General features: G+C 70.0%; 16 protein-coding genes. 14 read left to right on the forward strand and 2 right to left on the reverse strand.

Annotation, left to right across the window (positions count from 1 at the left end; translation table 11 throughout):
- Nucleotides 1-98: 98 nt before the first annotated feature.
- From ACOZ35_RS02140 to ACOZ35_RS02205, 14 genes are all read left to right on the forward strand, one after another.
- Nucleotides 99-641 (forward strand): carboxymuconolactone decarboxylase family protein, encoded by a 543-nt coding sequence (locus tag ACOZ35_RS02140; protein ID WP_424014843.1) that lies wholly within the window; start codon nucleotides 99-101, stop codon nucleotides 639-641.
- A gap of 76 nt (nucleotides 642-717) precedes the next feature.
- A complete protein-coding gene (locus tag ACOZ35_RS02145; RefSeq protein ID WP_424014844.1) occupies nucleotides 718-996 on the forward strand; it encodes a DUF7111 family protein in 279 nt (92 codons plus the stop codon).
- Between the two features lie 298 nt (nucleotides 997-1,294).
- A complete protein-coding gene (locus ACOZ35_RS02150) occupies nucleotides 1,295-2,281 on the forward strand; it encodes an aliphatic sulfonate ABC transporter substrate-binding protein (RefSeq protein ID WP_424014845.1) in 987 nt (328 codons plus the stop codon).
- Between the two features lies 1 nt (nucleotide 2,282).
- A complete protein-coding gene (locus ACOZ35_RS02155) occupies nucleotides 2,283-3,152 on the forward strand; it encodes an ABC transporter permease (protein WP_424014846.1) in 870 nt (289 codons plus the stop codon).
- Nucleotides 3,136-3,960 (forward strand): ABC transporter ATP-binding protein, encoded by an 825-nt coding sequence (locus tag ACOZ35_RS02160; RefSeq protein WP_424014847.1) that lies wholly within the window; start codon nucleotides 3,136-3,138, stop codon nucleotides 3,958-3,960. Before ACOZ35_RS02155 ends, ACOZ35_RS02160 begins: the two co-directional genes overlap by 17 nt.
- A gap of 357 nt (nucleotides 3,961-4,317) precedes the next feature.
- Entirely contained in the window at nucleotides 4,318-5,499 is a 1,182-nt protein-coding gene (locus ACOZ35_RS02165; protein WP_424016097.1) for a LeuA family protein, read from the forward strand.
- 388 nt (nucleotides 5,500-5,887) lie between these two features.
- Nucleotides 5,888-7,693: a biosynthetic-type acetolactate synthase large subunit gene (gene ilvB / locus ACOZ35_RS02170; RefSeq protein WP_424014848.1), complete on the forward strand. Its 1,806-nt coding sequence runs from the start codon at nucleotides 5,888-5,890 to the stop codon at nucleotides 7,691-7,693.
- On the forward strand, nucleotides 7,690-8,388 hold the full coding sequence (gene ilvN / locus ACOZ35_RS02175) for an acetolactate synthase small subunit (protein ID WP_424014849.1): 699 nt from the start codon (nucleotides 7,690-7,692) through the stop codon (nucleotides 8,386-8,388). The genes ilvB and ilvN overlap by 4 nt, the downstream gene beginning before the upstream one ends.
- A 32-nt stretch (nucleotides 8,389-8,420) precedes the next feature.
- Nucleotides 8,421-9,479 carry a ketol-acid reductoisomerase gene (gene ilvC, locus ACOZ35_RS02180; RefSeq protein WP_424014850.1) on the forward strand — a complete coding sequence of 353 codons (1,059 nt, stop codon included), beginning with the start codon at nucleotides 8,421-8,423 and terminating at the stop codon, nucleotides 9,477-9,479.
- Between the two features lie 70 nt (nucleotides 9,480-9,549).
- The gene (gene leuC, locus ACOZ35_RS02185) at nucleotides 9,550-10,971 is read left to right on the forward strand and encodes a 3-isopropylmalate dehydratase large subunit (RefSeq protein WP_424014851.1); all 1,422 of its coding nucleotides are present in this window, start codon (nucleotides 9,550-9,552) and stop codon (nucleotides 10,969-10,971) included.
- Entirely contained in the window at nucleotides 10,968-11,624 is a 657-nt protein-coding gene (leuD, locus tag ACOZ35_RS02190) for a 3-isopropylmalate dehydratase small subunit (RefSeq protein ID WP_424014852.1), read from the forward strand. Before leuC ends, leuD begins: the two co-directional genes overlap by 4 nt.
- Entirely contained in the window at nucleotides 11,621-12,619 is a 999-nt protein-coding gene (locus tag ACOZ35_RS02195) for an isocitrate/isopropylmalate dehydrogenase family protein (protein ID WP_424014853.1), read from the forward strand. The genes leuD and ACOZ35_RS02195 overlap by 4 nt, the downstream gene beginning before the upstream one ends.
- A gap of 95 nt (nucleotides 12,620-12,714) precedes the next feature.
- Nucleotides 12,715-13,089 carry a DUF555 domain-containing protein gene (locus ACOZ35_RS02200; RefSeq protein WP_424014854.1) on the forward strand — a complete coding sequence of 125 codons (375 nt, stop codon included), beginning with the start codon at nucleotides 12,715-12,717 and terminating at the stop codon, nucleotides 13,087-13,089.
- 69 nt (nucleotides 13,090-13,158) lie between these two features.
- Nucleotides 13,159-13,698, forward strand: a complete 540-nt coding sequence (locus tag ACOZ35_RS02205; RefSeq protein WP_424014855.1) for a CBS domain-containing protein — start codon at nucleotides 13,159-13,161, stop codon at nucleotides 13,696-13,698.
- Between the two features lie 6 nt (nucleotides 13,699-13,704).
- Here the strand turns inward: ACOZ35_RS02205 and ACOZ35_RS02210 are convergent, their stop codons facing one another.
- Both ACOZ35_RS02210 and purM read right to left on the reverse strand, forming a co-directional pair.
- Complete coding sequence (locus tag ACOZ35_RS02210) at nucleotides 13,705-13,845, reverse strand: hypothetical protein (protein ID WP_424014856.1); 141 nt, start codon at nucleotides 13,843-13,845, stop codon at nucleotides 13,705-13,707.
- Nucleotides 13,846-13,950: 105 nt separating this feature from the next.
- Entirely contained in the window at nucleotides 13,951-14,997 is a 1,047-nt protein-coding gene (purM, locus tag ACOZ35_RS02215) for a phosphoribosylformylglycinamidine cyclo-ligase (RefSeq protein ID WP_424014857.1), read from the reverse strand.
- Between the last annotated feature and the right edge of the window lie 45 nt (nucleotides 14,998-15,042).

Here is a 15,042-nt window from a genome sequence, read left to right on the forward strand (position 1 = left end):
GGCTTCTCGGCCCCTGCCCGACCGGTCGGTCCGATACCGATCACGGCGAACGATACCGAGTCGCGTACACCTATCCCCCGCGGGCGCGACCGCCAGCCATGGCCCGCGTTCCCTACGCCGAGGCGGCGGACGTGCCGGACGAGTACGAGGATCTCCTGGTGTCGTCGCTCCAAGGCAAACCGCTCCACGTGTACCAGTCGATCGGCAACAACCCCGAGGTGTTGGCGGGGCTCCGGTCGTTCCTCGGGTCGCTGTGGACCGACAGCGGCCTCACCGACCGGGAGCGCGAGCTCGTCATCCTGGCAGTCACGAGCGAGATCGGGAACCGCTACGAGTGGCACCAGCACGTCAACATCGCCCGCGGCGTCGGGATCGACGACGACGAGATCGCGGCGCTCGGGCGCGGCGACCTCGCGTCCTTCGGCGACGAGGAGACGACCCTGGTCGAGTACGCGCTCGCGGTCGTCCGCGGCGAGGTCGACGCGGTCGCGCACGACGAAATAGCGGCGCTGTACGACGACGAGACGGTCGTCGGCATCGCCGCGGCCGCGCGGGGGTACGACGCGCTCGGCGGGATGATCGACGCGTTCGACCTCGAACTGGAGTCGGGGACGGAGTTCCACGGGTGGGATCCGCGGTAGCGGGACGCCGACCGCAGTTAGACACCGCGCCCTCGGCGACCGACAGGTTCGACAGGGATCGGCCCCTACAACGCGTATGACCGACACGGAGACCGCGACGGCAAACGGCGTCGCGGCCCGCTACGAGGAGACGGACGGCGAACGACTGCTCACCTTCTCGCGGGACGGCCGCGAGGCGACCGTCGCGCAGAACGCCGAGGGGTACGCCATGCTGAAGGTCCGGTCCGGTCCCGACGGCGACGAGCTGGAGCGCTACTACGGGTTCGAGATGGCGCTCGACCACGCCGCCGAACTGCTCGGCGTCGACGTCCCCGACCTCCCGGTGCCGGACGCCGCGGCCGACATGGGAATGTAGCCGCGGCGACGGACCGCCCGGTCGGCGCGGTCGGTGGTTTCTCGCGGCCGACGGCGCCGACGGCGCGAACAACCAGCAGCATGATCCGGTACCCGGAACGTGAGCCGAACTGCTTCGCCGGTGCGTGAGACCGGGTCGGAAACGCCCGATGGGCCGTCAGGAGCCGTGAAGCGTCGGTCGATGCCCGTGTGAACTGTACGCATTGATGAAATTAAATAACTACAGAACATCATAGCCGGAGCTGAATATTCTCCATAGCCATATCCCCTTATGGGTGGCACCGGTAGCAGGAGTCACGATGGAGCGAAGACAATTCCTGCGCGGTACCGGCGCGGCGATCGGCGGCTCGCTCGTCGCCGGCTGCGTCGGGGGCGGCGGCAGCGGGGGCGAACTGGAGTCGGTGACGGTCGATTACGCGTACTACAACCCGGTCAGCCTCGTGTTGCGCGAGAAGGGCTGGGTCGAGGAGGCGTTCGCGGACACCGGCACCGACGTCGAGTGGGTGTTGAGCCTCGGGAGCAACCAGGCGAACGAGTACGCGCAGAGCGGCGAGGCCGACGTCTCCTCGACCGCCGGCATCGCGGCGCTGATGGCCCGCACGAACGGCGTGCCGATCACGACGCCGTACATCTACTCGGAGCCGGAGTGGACCGCGCTCGTCACCTTCCAAGAAACCGGGATCGAGTCGGTGGAAGATCTCGAGGGGAGCCGCGTCGCCGCGACCCGCGGGACCGACCCGTACTTCTTCCTGCTCCAGGCGCTCGACGACGCCGGACTGAGCGAGGAGGACGTCGAGGTCGTCAACCTCCAGCACCCGGAGGGGCAGTCCGCCTTGGTCCGCGGGGACGTCGACGCGTGGGCCGGCCTCGACCCTCACATGGCGGAGCTGGAGCTCGAACACGACGGCGCGGAGCTGTTCTTCCGCGAGCCGCGGTACAACACCTACGGCTTCCTGAACTTCCTCGACGGGTTCCTCGCGGACCACCCCGAGGACGCCCGGCGCGTGCTCGAGGCCTACGAGCGCGGCCGCGACTGGGCCATCGAGAACCCCGAGGAGACTGCGGGGATCCTCGCGGACGCCTCCGAGATGTCGGCGCCGGTCGCGGAGCGCGTGTTCACCCAGCGGAACGACCTCTCCGAGCCGATCCCGGGCGAGCCGCACCGAGAACTCCTCTCCGACCTCTCGCCGATTCTCGAACGCGAGGGGCTCGTGACGGACGACGCCGACCCCGCCGGCAACGTCGACGAGCTGATCGACTCGGAGTTCGCGAGCGAGGTCGTCTGAGATGGCCGCCGACACCCGCCGGGAGTCGGACGTCTCCCGTGAGTCCGACTCCGGCCGCGGGTCCACGGCTGGCGGGTCGACCGGCGGCACCGAGTCTCACAGCCTCGGCCCGGTTCCCCTCCCCGCAGCGAGTCGGTTCCGCCCCCTGCTCGGGCTGCTCGTCCCCGCCGCGCTCGTCGTCGTCTGGCACCTCTTCGTCGCGACCGGCGTCTTCGCGGCCCACCAGCTCCCGGCGCCGCTGCGGGTGGCGGAGACGCTCTACGGGATGGCCGCCTCCGGCGAGCTGTGGGGCCACGTCGCGATCACGCTCCAGCGCGTGGTGCTGGGCGCCGGCCTCGGGATCGTCGTCGGCATCCTGTTCGGGACCGCGACCGGGCTCTCGCGGACGGCGAGCGACCTCCTCGACCCCCTGCTCCAGAGCCTGAAGAACATCCCGTCGCTGGCGTGGGTGCCGCTGTTCCTCCTCTGGTTCGGCATCGGCGAGACCGCGAAGGTGCTGCTCATCGCCGTGGGCGCGTTCTTCCCGGTGTACCTCAACCTCTCGACGGGGATCGCGGCGGTCGACGAGGAGCTGTTGGAGGTCGCCGAGGTGTACGACCTCGGGCGCGTCGAGTCGCTGCGGCGGGTCGTGTTCCCGGCCGCGCTTCCCGACCTCCTCGTCGGGATCCGCGGCGGCGTCGGACTGGCGTGGATGTTCGTCGTCGCCGCCGAGCTGATCGCGGCGAGTCAGGGGATCGGGTTCCTGCTCAGCGACGGGCGGACCCTCGCGCGGCCCGACATCATCGTGGGCTCGATCCTGCTTTTCGCCTTCCTCGGCAACTGCTCGGACGTCGCGGTGAAGGAGGTGAGAGACCGTGTCGTCGGACGCTGACGTCAAGGGCGCGTCGTCGGACGCTGACGCGGACGCCCCGTCGTCGAAGGCCGCCGCCTCGTCAGGCGCGGATCCCGTCCTCGCAGTGGACGGCCTCCGGAAGCGGTACGACGACACGGTCGCGCTCGACGGCGTCGACCTCGCGGTCGCGGACGGGGAGTTCGTCGCCGTCGTCGGCCCCTCGGGCTGCGGGAAGTCGACGCTGCTGCGCGTGCTCTCGGGGCTCGAAGCGGAGTTCGGCGGGCGCGTCGCGGTCGACGGGACCGACGTCCGCGACGGCGGCAGCGACGCCGTCGGGATGGTGTTCCAGGAGCCGCGGCTGCTCGACTGGGCGGACGTGCGCGAGAACGTCGCGGTCGGGCTTCCGGCAGACGTCGACCCGGACTCTCCCGCGGCCCGCGAGCGCGTCGACGACCTGATCGAGACGGTCGGGCTCGACGGGTTCGCCGACAGCCATCCGGACGAGCTCTCCGGCGGGATGGCCCAGCGCGTCGCGCTCGCGCGAGGGCTAGCGTACGACCCCTCGGTCCTCCTGCTCGACGAGCCGTTCTCGGCGCTCGACCGGCTGACGAAAGCAGACCAGCAGGACCACCTGCTCGACGTGTGGGAGGACCGGGGGACGACGGTCGTCCTCGTCACCCACGACGTCGAAGAGGCCGTCTACCTCGCGGACCGCGTCGTCGTCCTCGGCGGCCAGCCCGGCACGGTGGAGTCCGTCGTCGACGTCGACATCGACCGCCCCCGCGAGCGGGCGGACGCCGACCTGGTCGCGCTCCGGCGCGAGGTGACGGCGGCGCTCGGACGGTAGCGGCATCCGCGAACCGGCGGTAGTGGTGTCCGGACTCGGCGGTAGCGATGTCCGCGATCCGGCAGTGCGGATAGCTGGCACGCACCGCGCGCCGGCCGCAGTCCGAACGAAACGAACGTCGATCCGGCTTATTAATCGAGTTCCGGATCGGAATACGCGCCGGATCACCGGTGTGTGTATAACCTCTTTAAGGTGTATGGACATCGGCGCAGTCGTGCGGTTTTTCGTTCGAACCGCGCGCCGCCCTGAACTGCCGGTCCGCTCCGATTTTGCGATCGTCCAAACCGTTAAGTACCCGACCGCCTTGTCGTGAACCGATGACAGACATCACGGAGGCTTCGTCGGACACCCCGGCGGATCGAGTTCTTCCAGGGCACGATAGCTTCTAACGTCGATATAGGTCCGGTACGGATCTTCGACACGACCCTGCGAGACGGAGAACAGTCACCACGCACGTCGTTCAGCTACGATGAGAAACGCCGCATAGCGGCGACGCTGGACGACATGAACACCCACGTCATCGAGGCGGGGTTCCCGGTCAACTCGGACGCGGAGTTCGAGGCCGTCAGCGACATCGCCGCCGCGACGGACACCACCGTCTGCGGATTGGCGCGGGTCGTCGAGGGCGACATCGACGCCGCCATCGACTCCGGCGTCGAGATGGTCCACGTGTTCGTCTCCACCAGCGACGTTCAGCTGGAGGACTCGATGCACGCGACCCGAGAGGAGGCGAAACAGCGCGCGGTCGACGCCGTCGAGCAGGTAAAAGACGCCGGCGTCGAGTGCATGTTCTCGCCGATGGACGCCACCCGGACGGACCCGGACTACCTGATCGACATCGTCGAGGCCGTCTCCGACGCCGGCACCGACTGGATCAACATCCCCGACACCTGCGGCGTGGGGATGCCGACCAGCTTCGGCGAGACGGTCAACGCCGTCGTGGAGGCGACCGACGCCCGCGTCGACGTCCACACCCACGACGACTTCGGCATGGCCGCCGCGAACGCGGTCATGGGATTCGAGAACGGCGCGGAGCAGGCGCAGGTGTCGGTCAACGGGATCGGCGAGCGCGCCGGCAACGCCGCCTACGAGGAGGTCGTCATGGCCGTCGAGTCGGTGTACGGCGTCGACACCGGCATCGACACGACCCAGATCACCAAGCTGGCCCGGATCGTCGAGGAGGCCTCGGACATCCCGGTGCCCGCGAACAAGCCCGTCACCGGGCGGAACGCGTTCGCCCACGAGTCGGGTATCCACGCCGCCGGCGTCATCGAGAACAGCGACACGTTCGAGACCGGCGTGATGACCCCGGAGATGGTGGGCGCCGAACGCGAGTTCGTGCTGGGCAAACACACCGGCACCCACAGCGTGCGCAAGCACCTGGTGGAGGCCGGCTTCGACCCGACGGACAGCGAGGTCCGGTCGATTACGAAGCGGGTCAAGGAGTACGGCGCCGGCAAGCGGCAGGTGACCGCCGGCGACGTCGAGCGGTTCGCCGAGGAGGCGGACGTCACGCGCGAGGAGGAGGTCCGGGTCTGATGACCCCCTCCCCGACCGGATCGCCCCCCGAGCGACCGCGTTCGCGGTCGCGGGAGCACTCTGAGCGGGGCCCGCGTCGACCTCGCGGGGGCCGCCGCCGCGCGGCGCGCCGCGTCGCCCGACAGGAATTTATACCCCGGCCGCGTTGCTCCGGGCGAGATGCGACGGCACACCACGGCCGCGGCGCGAGCGAGCGTTCCGGCAGCCGTCGCGCCGATTATTGTAGGGGTATAACCCCCTACACTACCCTTTCCTCACCGACGCGACGCACCGCCGAACGCCGGCGGCCGGGCCGTTTCCCACGCGTGGAGCGTTCTCCTGTCCGTCCCGCGTTCGCAGCGACCGACACGACAACCCGCCAGATGCCACACCGCACACCACCACGACAATGAGCGACACAGCAGCACAGCCGCGATCCGACGACGACGAGGCCGACGACTCGTCGGCCGCGACCGACGAGCCGACCGACCCGGTCGAAGAGGAGGCCGCTGGGGCCGTCTCGACCGGCGCCGAGTCGGTCGTCGCCGCCCTCGAGGCCGCGGGCGCGAAGACCGCCTTCGGCGTTCAGGGCGGCGCGATCATGCCGGTCTACGACGCCTTGTACGACTCCTCGATCCGGCACGTGACGATGGCCCACGAGCAGGGCGCCGCCCACGCCGCCGACGCGTACGGCGTCGTCGCCGGCGAGCCGGGGCTCTGTATGGCCACCTCCGGCCCGGGCGCGACGAACCTCGTCACCGGCATCGCCGACGCCGACATGGATTCCGACGCCATGCTGGCGCTGACCGGCCAGGTCCCGACCGAGTTCGTCGGGAACGACGCGTTCCAGGAGACCGACACGGTCGGCGTCACGCGCCCCATCACGAAGCACAACTACTTCGCGGGCGGCGCGGACACCGTCGGCGACACCGTCGGCGAGGCGTTCGAGCTGTCGCGGGCGGGGCGCCCCGGCCCGACGCTCGTCGACCTCCCGAAGGACGTCACGCAGGACGAGACGGACCGGACGCCCGGTCCGGCGACGCCCCCCGCGGGGACCGATCCCGACCCGAACGCGGACCAGGACGCGGTCGAGGAGGCTGCGCGCGCCATCGAGTCGGCCGAGCGGCCCGTCTGCCTGTTCGGCGGCGGCGTCATCAAGGCCGACGCGAGCGACGAGGCGCGGACGTTCGCCCGGAGCTACGGGATCCCCGTGACGACGACGATGCCGGGCATCGGCTCGTTCCCCGAGGACGACGACCTCTGCCTCTCGTGGGCGGGGATGCACGGCACCGGCTACGCGAACCTCGCGATCACTCACACCGACTGCCTGATCGCGGTCGGTACGCGGTTCGACGACCGGCTCACCGGCGGGATCGACACGTTCGCGCCGGAGGCCGAGGTGATCCACGTCGACATCGACCCCGCGGAGATTTCGAAGAACGTCTACGCCGACTACCCGCTCATCGGCGACGCCGGGCGCGTCTTAGACCAGCTGACCGCGGCGGTCCGCGAGGCGCCCGACACCGAGGCGTGGCGCGATAGGTGCGAGGAGTGGAAGGAGACGTACCCGCTCACGTACGCGACGCCGGACGACGAGCCGCTGAAGCCGCAGTTCGTCGTCGAGGCGTTCGACGAGGCGACCGACGACGACACCATCGTCACGACCGGGGTCGGCCAACACCAGATGTGGGCCTCCCAGTTCTGGACGTACTCGGAGCCCCGGACGTGGGTCTCCTCGCACGGACTCGGGACGATGGGGTACGGCGTGCCCGCCGCGGTCGGCGCGCGCGTCGCGGCCGACACGATGGGCGAAGCGGACCGCGACGTGGTGTGTTTCGACGGCGACGGCTCCTTCCTGATGACGATGCAGGAGCTGTCGGTGGCCGTCCGCGAGGAGCTGGACGTCACCATCGCCGTGCTCAACAACGAGTACATCGGCATGGTGCGCCAGTGGCAGGACGCCTTCTACGAGGGCCGCCACATGGCCTCGGACTACACGTGGATGCCCGAGTTCGACAAGCTCGCGGAGGCGTTCGGCGCCTTAGGCCTCCGCGTCGACGACTATGACGAGGTCGCGCCCGCGGTCGAGGAGGCGCTCGACTACGAGGGGCCGGCCGTGATCGACTTCCACGTCGACCCCGAGGAGAACGTCCTGCCGATGGTGCCGAGCGGCGGCGCGAACGGGAAGTTCGCGGCCGCGGAGGACCAGCTATGAGCGGCGACGCCTCCGGCGCCGACGGCGACTCGCGGTCGACTCCCGACGCCGACTCACGACCGCTCCCCGGCGAACAGCCCGGTCCGGACGAGCGCGACCACCCCGCGGGGCGCCGGAACCTCGAAGGGATCCGGATCGACCCCGTGGTCGAGGCCGAACACGAGTCGCGGCGCGCCGTCATCTCGGCGCTCGTCGAGGACGAGCCCGGCGTGCTCGCGCGCGTCTCCGGGCTCGTCTCCCGCCGCCAGTTCAACATCGAGAGCCTCACGGTCGGGCCGACGACAGTCGACGGCCACTCGCGAATCACGATGGTCGTCGAGGAGACGGACCCGGGCATCGACCAGATCGAGAAACAGATGGCGAAGCTGAAGCCGGTCATCTCGGTCGGCGAGGTCGCCGGCGACGCGGTCACCTCCGAGCTCGTCTTACTGAAGGTCGAGGCCGACGACCCCGCCGCGGTCCACGCCGTCTCCGAGATGTACGACGGCCGGACGGTCGACGCGGGGCCGGAGACGATCACCGTCGAGCTCACCGGCGACAAGGCGAGCATCGACAACGCGATCGGCGCCTTCGACCGGTTCGGCATCGTCGAGATCGCGCGGACGGGGCCGACCGCGCTCGCGCGCGGCGACACCCCGACGGCGCCAGGAGAGAAACCCGGAACGGCCGGCGAACCGACCACCCACGACGACTGACACGCGAACACACGCGAACCTACACGATACACATGACCGAAGACGACACGCAGACGTTCGACTCGACAGTATACTACGACGACGACGCAGACGAGGAGGCGATCGCCCACAAGACGGTGGCCGTCCTCGGCTACGGCTCGCAGGGCCACGCGCACGCGCAGAACCTCTCCGAGAGCGGGGTCGACGTGATCGTCGGCCTCCGCGAGGACAGCTCCTCCCGGAGCGCCGCCGAGAGCGACGGGCTCCGCGTGGAGACCCCCGCGGACGCGGCCGCCGAGGCCGACGTGGTGAGCGTCCTCGTCCCCGACACCGTCCAGCCGGACGTGTACGAGAACGCGATCGAACCGAACCTCGACGCGGGCGACACGCTCCAGTTCGCGCACGGGTTCAACATCCACTACAACCAGATCCAGCCGCCCGAGGACGTCGACGTGACGATGGTCGCGCCGAAGTCGCCGGGCCACCTCGTGCGCCGCAACTACGAGAACAACCAGGGGACGCCCGGGCTGCTGGCGGTGTACCAGGACGCCACCGGCGACGCCCACGACGAGGGGCTCGCGTACGCGGCCGCGATCGGCTGTACCCGCGCCGGCGTCGTCGAGACGTCCTTCCGCGAGGAGACCGAGACCGACCTGTTCGGCGAGCAGGCCGTCCTCTGTGGCGGCGTCACCTCGCTCGTGAAGCAGGGGTACGAGACGCTGGTCGACGCCGGCTACTCCCCGGAGATGGCGTACTTCGAGTGTCTCAACGAGCTGAAGCTCATTGTCGACCTGATGTACGAGGGCGGGCTCGGCGAGATGTGGGATTCCGTCTCGGACACCGCCGAGTACGGCGGGCTCACGCAGGGCGACGTCGTCGTCGACGAGCACGCCCGCGAGAACATGGAGGAAGTGCTGGAGAAGGTCCAGAACGGCCAGTTCGCCCGCGAGTGGATCGCGGAGAACCAGGCGGGACGGCCCTCCTACACCCAGCTCCGGAACGCGGAAAAGAACCACGAGATCGAGGCCGTCGGCGACGAGCTGCGCGGCCTGTTCGCGTGGGAGGAGTCCGCCGACGAGGACGAAGAGGAGAGCGCCGAGGTGACCGCCTGATGGGCGTACGCGGCGGCGCGAACCGGACGGAAGCGACCGCGCGGTCGGCGCGCCACGCGGGTGAGCGCCGATGAGCGAGGGAACGCTGTACGACAAGGTGTGGGACCGGCACACGGTGACGCGACTGCCCACCGGACAGGACCAGCTGTTCGTCGGGCTCCACCTCGTCCACGAGGTCACCAGCCCGCAGGCGTTCGGCATGCTGAAAGAGCGCGGGCAGGAGGTCGCGTTCCCGGAGCGCACCCACGCGACGGTCGACCACATCGTGCCCACGGGCAACCGCGACCGCCCCTACCGCGACGACGCGGCCGAGAGCATGATGGCGGAGCTAGAGGAGAACGTCCGCGGCTCGGGCATCGACTTCTCCGACCCGGACTCCGGCGATCAGGGGATCGTCCACGTCATCGGCCCGGAGCAGGGGCTCACCCAGCCGGGGATGACGATCGTCTGCGGCGACTCCCACACGTCGACGCACGGCGCGTTCGGCGCGCTGGCGTTCGGCATCGGCACCTCGCAGATCCGCGACGTGCTGGCGACGGGCTGTGTCGCGATGGAGAAACAGAAGGTCCGCAAGATCGAGGTCACGGGCGAGCTCGGCGAGGGCGTCACCGCGAAGGACATCATCCTCACGATCATCGGGAAGCTCGGGACCGACGGCGGTGTCGGCTACGTGTACGAGTACGCCGGCGAGGCCATCGAGGACCTCGGGATGGAGGGACGGATGTCCATCTGTAACATGTCGATCGAGGGCGGCGCCCGCGCGGGGTACGTCAACCCCGACGAGACCACCTACGAGTGGCTGCGAGAGACGGACGCCTTCGAAGACGACCCCGAGGAGTTCGAGCGGCTGAAACCCTACTGGGAGTCGATCCGGACCGACGACGACGCGGAGTACGACGACGTGGTCACCATCGACGGCTCGGCCATCGAGCCGACCGTGACGTGGGGGACCACGCCCGGACAGACCGCGGGGATCACCGAACCCATTCCGGACCCCGACGACCTCCCCGAGGAGGATCGGGACACGGCGCGGCGCGCGCAGAAGCACATGCGCGTCGAGCCCGGCGACACGATGGAGGGGTACGAGATCGACGTGGCGTTCCTCGGCTCGTGCACCAACGCGCGGCTGAAGGACCTCCGCGAGGCCGCGGCGTTCGTCGAGGGCCGCGAGGTCGACGACGACGTGCGCGCGATGGTCGTTCCCGGCAGCCAGCGCGTCCGCGACGCCGCGGAGGCCGAGGGGCTCGACGAGATCTTCAAGCAGGCCGGCTTCGACTGGCGCGAGCCCGGCTGTTCGATGTGTCTCGGCATGAACGACGACCAGCTGGAGGGCGACGAGGCGAGCGCCTCCTCGTCGAACCGGAACTTCGTCGGACGACAGGGCTCGAAGGACGGGCGCACCGTGCTGATGAGTCCGATCATGGTCGCGGCCGCGGCGGTGACCGGCGAGGTCACCGACGTCCGCGAGATGGAGGAGGTGGCGACCGTATGAGCTCGCCCGAGTTCAGCGACGGCGAGGCGCCGGCGGAGAAGGTCACCGAGGTCTCCGGCACCGGGATCCCGGTCCGTGGCAACGACATCGACACCGACCAGATCATCCCGGCGCGGTTCATGAAGGTCGTCACCTTCGACGGGCTGGGCCAGTTCTCCTTCTTCGACCAGCGGTTCGACGACGAGGACAACGAGAAGGACCACCCGTTCAACGAGGAGAAGTACCGGGGCGCGAACGTCTTAGTCGTCAACGCCAACTTCGGCTGCGGCTCCTCGCGCGAGCACGCCCCGCAGGCGCTGATGCGCTGGGGGATCGACGCGGTCGTCGGCGAGTCGTTCGCGGAGATCTTCGCGGGGAACTGCCTCGCGCTCGGGGTTCCGACGGTCACGGCCGACCAGGAGGACATCGAGGCGCTGCAGGACTACGTCGAGGCCAACCCCGACGCCGAGGTCGACATCGACGTGGCGGAGGAGACGATCACCTACGGCGACACCGTGATCGACGCGGAGGTCCACGACGCACAGCGGAAGGCGCTCGTCGAGGGCGTCTGGGACACCACGGCGCTGATGGGCGCGAACGCCGGCGCGGTCCGCGAGACCGCCCGGTCGCTGCCGTACGTTCCTGAGGAGGACATCCCGGGGGACGACGCGTGAGCCACGAGGTCGTCGTCATCGAGGGCGACGGGATCGGCCGCGAGGTCGTCCCCGCCGCCGTCGAGGTGCTGGAGGCGCTTCCGGTCGACTTCGAGTTCGTCGAGGCGGACGCGGGCGACGCGACGAAGGAGGCGACCGGCGAGGCGCTCCCGGCGGAGACGTACGATCTCGCGGCCGACGCGGACGCGACCCTGTTCGGCGCGGCCGGCGAGACGGCCGCCGACGTCATCCTCCCGCTCCGGGACGCGGTGGACTCGTTCGTCAACGTCAGACCCGCGAAGGCGTACCCCGGCGTCGACGCGCTCCGCCCGGAGACGGACGTGGTGTTCCTCCGCGAGAACACCGAGGGCGTCTACTCCGGCCACGAGGACCGCCTCTCCGAGGATCTCTCGACGCTGACGCGGGTCGTCACCTCGTCGGCCTCCCGCGAGCTGGCCGAGTACGCCTGCGAGTTCGTCAAGGACGGCCGCGGCCCCGCGGGCGACCCCGACGAGGGGTTCACCGTAGCGCACAAGGCGAACGTGATGCGCGAGACTGACGGTCGGTTCCGCGAGGAGGTGCTTGCGGTCGCCGAGGAGCGCGGCGTCGACGCCGACGAGGAGCTGATGGACGCGTTCGCGACGAAGCTCCCGCTCGACCCGACGCAGTACGGCGTGATCGTCTGCCCGAACCTCGCGGGCGACGTGCTCTCCGACCTGTCCGCCGGGCTCGTCGGCGGGCTCGGCCTGCTCCCGTCGGCAAACGTCGGCCACGACAACGCGCTGTTCGAGCCGGTCCACGGCACGGCGCCCGACATCGCGGGCGAAGGGGTCGCGAACCCGACCGCAGCGATTCTCTCGGCGGCCATGCTGCTGGAGTACCTCGGCCACGTCGAGGAGGGCCAGCGCGTGCGCGACGCCGTGGAGGGCGTCCTGTCCGACGGCCCGCGCACCGGCGACCTCGGCGGCTCGGCGACGACAGACGAGGTCACCGCGGCGATCGTCGACCGCTTGTAAGGCGCGCCTCGCCGCCGGTTCGGCCGGGTCGGTGGTCCGTCGGCGACCGCGGGCGAACCACAAGACAAGAAACCCTGCGGCTCCTCCGCTCGGATATGAGCAACTACGAAGTCGCGATGGAAGCAGCCTGGTTGGTCCGTGACGTCGAGGAGACCGACGACGCCATCGGCGTCGCGGTCAGCGAAGCCGGCAAGCGACTCAACGAGACGGACAAGCAGTACGTCGAGGTCGAGCCCGGCGTCACCGGCTGTCCCGCCTGCGGCGAGCCGTTCGACGCCGCGTTCCTCGCCGCGAACACGGCCCTCGTCGGACTCCTCCTCGAGATCGACGTCTTCAACGCCGACAGCGAGGAGCACGCGGAGCGGATCGCGAAAAGCGAGGTCGGCGGCGCGCTCCGCGACGTCCCCCTCGAAGTCATCGACGTCTTCGAGACCGACGCCGACGAGGACGAGGAGGAGGCGGCGCGATAGACGCGGCTCGGCGCCGCGAGTTCGGTCGGTGCCGAAAGCTTTTCTAATAACCTTAAGTAATTAGTCGGCATGGAACTGCCGACGCCACAGGACCTCCGCGAGCGCCGGACCGGGCTGGAGCTGACCCAGAGCGAGCTCGCCGACGCCGCGGACGTCTCCCAGCCCCTCATCGCGCGGATCGAAGGCGGCGACGTCGACCCCCGGCTCTCGACGCTGCGCCGCATCGTCAACGCCCTCCAAGAGGCCGAAGGCGAGGTCGTGCGCGCGACCGACCTGATGAACGAGACCGTGATCAGCGTCGCGCCGGACGACGCCGTGAGCGCGGCCGTCGAGCTGATGGAGGCTGAGGCGTACTCACAGCTCCCGGTCCTCCAGAACGGCGTGCCGGTCGGCTCGATCAGCCAGGGCGACGTCGTCCACGCCGGCGAGAACGTCGGCGACCACCCCGTCAGCGACGTGATGAGCGAGTCGTTCCCGACCGTCGCGCCGTCAGCGACCGTCGACGAGGTCCGGAACCTCCTCGACCACTACAAGGCCGTGATGGTCACCGACGGCGGCGAGACGGTCGGGATTATCACGGAGGCCGACATCGCGGCGCAGCTGTCGTAAGGTCGGCTATTCCTCCCGTCGCTCCGAGAGCCGCTCCCAGATCTCCGTACAGCCCGCGCCGTCCGCCACGTCGTCGAGGTGGCTCGTATCGCCGTCGCTCCCGTCGTCGTCTCCGCTCTCGCCGTCCGACACTTCGTCGTCGCTCATCAATTGAACGGAGGTCGACGGCGGGCATAAGCGGCCACTCGACGGCACGTCGCGCCGGGTCTCCCCGGTGACCGCGATTCTCTCCGTTACCTCGGACGCGAGGACCTACAGTTCCAGTCCGCGGATCTCGACCGTCGCTTCATCCTCGTCGCTGTCGTTCCCTCCCTCGGCGGGCTCGACGCGCCCGATCACGCGCCCGTCGGTCGCGTCGGCCAGAGCCTCGGCCTCGTCGGGGTCGAGGGCGGCCACGAAGCCCGTCCCCATGTTGAACGTGCGGTGCATCTCCTCGTCGGAGACGTTCCCCTCCGACTGAACGAACTCGAAGACCGGCTGCGGGTCGAACGCGTCGTCGATGGCGTAGCGGTGGGCGCCGAGGCGTTCGAGGTTTGTCCAGCCGCCGCCCGTCACGTGGGCCGCGCCGCGGACGCCGTGGGCGCGCATCGGGTCGAGCAGGTCGGTGTAGATCGCGGTCGGTTCGAGCAGCGCGTCGCCGAGCGTCTCGTAGTCGCCGAACGGGCACGGATCGGTGTAGTCGTGGTCGCGCGTGACGGCCTCGCGCGCCAGCGTGAGCCCGTTCGAGTGGATCCCCGACGAGCGCCAGCCGACCAACGCGTCGCCCGGCTCCGCGCGCCCGTCGAACACGCCGTCCTTCGCGGCGAGGCCCGCGCAGGTGCCGGCGAGGTCGAGCCCGCGGACCACCTCGGGCATGACGGCCGTCTCGCCGCCGACGAGTTCCATGTCAGCGAGTTCGGCGCCGCGGGAGAGCCCCTCGCCGACCTGCTCGGCGAACCGCTCGTCCGGCTCGTCGACCGCGAGGTAGTCGACGAACGCGACCGGCCGGACCCCGGCCGCGACGAGGTCGTTGACGTTCATCGCAATGCAGTCGATGCCGACCGTCGAGTAGTCGCCGAGCGCCTCCGCGACGAGCAGCTTCGTCCCGACGCCGTCGGTCGCGAGCGCGAGGTAGCGGTCGCCGATGTCGAGCAGGCCGGCGTACTCGCTTCCGGAGCCCTCCGCCTCGGTGTCCGCCCCGACAGCGCCGATCAGCGCCGCGGTCGCGGCCTCGCTCGCGTCGATGTCGACGCCCGCGTCCGCGTAGGTGAGTTCCTCGCCCTCGTTCGGTGCGTCGTCGTCCCCGTCGCCTTCAGTCATGTGTGTGGGGCCACGCCCGCGGAGCAAAAGCGCACCGTTCCGGCG

It is taken from the genome of Halorubrum xinjiangense (assembly GCF_049604745.1).
GTDB classification, from domain to species: Archaea; Halobacteriota; Halobacteria; order Halobacteriales; family Haloferacaceae; genus Halorubrum; species Halorubrum xinjiangense_A.

Coding starts and splice junctions, on each gene's coding strand:
- ACOZ35_RS02150 (WP_424014845.1), top strand. CDS start 1,295: ATGGAGCGAAGACAATTCCTGCGCGGTACCGGCGCGGCGATCGGCGGC.
- ACOZ35_RS02210 (WP_424014856.1), bottom strand. CDS start 13,845: ATGAGCGACGACGAAGTGTCGGACGGCGAGAGCGGAGACGACGACGGG.
- ACOZ35_RS02200 (WP_424014854.1), top strand. CDS start 12,715: ATGAGCAACTACGAAGTCGCGATGGAAGCAGCCTGGTTGGTCCGTGAC.
- leuD (WP_424014852.1), top strand. CDS start 10,968: ATGAGCTCGCCCGAGTTCAGCGACGGCGAGGCGCCGGCGGAGAAGGTC.
- ilvB (WP_424014848.1), top strand. CDS start 5,888: ATGAGCGACACAGCAGCACAGCCGCGATCCGACGACGACGAGGCCGAC.
- ACOZ35_RS02155 (WP_424014846.1), top strand. CDS start 2,283: ATGGCCGCCGACACCCGCCGGGAGTCGGACGTCTCCCGTGAGTCCGAC.
- leuC (WP_424014851.1), top strand. CDS start 9,550: ATGAGCGAGGGAACGCTGTACGACAAGGTGTGGGACCGGCACACGGTG.
- purM (WP_424014857.1), bottom strand. CDS start 14,997: ATGACTGAAGGCGACGGGGACGACGACGCACCGAACGAGGGCGAGGAA.
- ilvC (WP_424014850.1), top strand. CDS start 8,421: ATGACCGAAGACGACACGCAGACGTTCGACTCGACAGTATACTACGAC.
- ACOZ35_RS02145 (WP_424014844.1), top strand. CDS start 718: ATGACCGACACGGAGACCGCGACGGCAAACGGCGTCGCGGCCCGCTAC.
- ACOZ35_RS02140 (WP_424014843.1), top strand. CDS start 99: ATGGCCCGCGTTCCCTACGCCGAGGCGGCGGACGTGCCGGACGAGTAC.
- ACOZ35_RS02205 (WP_424014855.1), top strand. CDS start 13,159: ATGGAACTGCCGACGCCACAGGACCTCCGCGAGCGCCGGACCGGGCTG.
- ilvN (WP_424014849.1), top strand. CDS start 7,690: ATGAGCGGCGACGCCTCCGGCGCCGACGGCGACTCGCGGTCGACTCCC.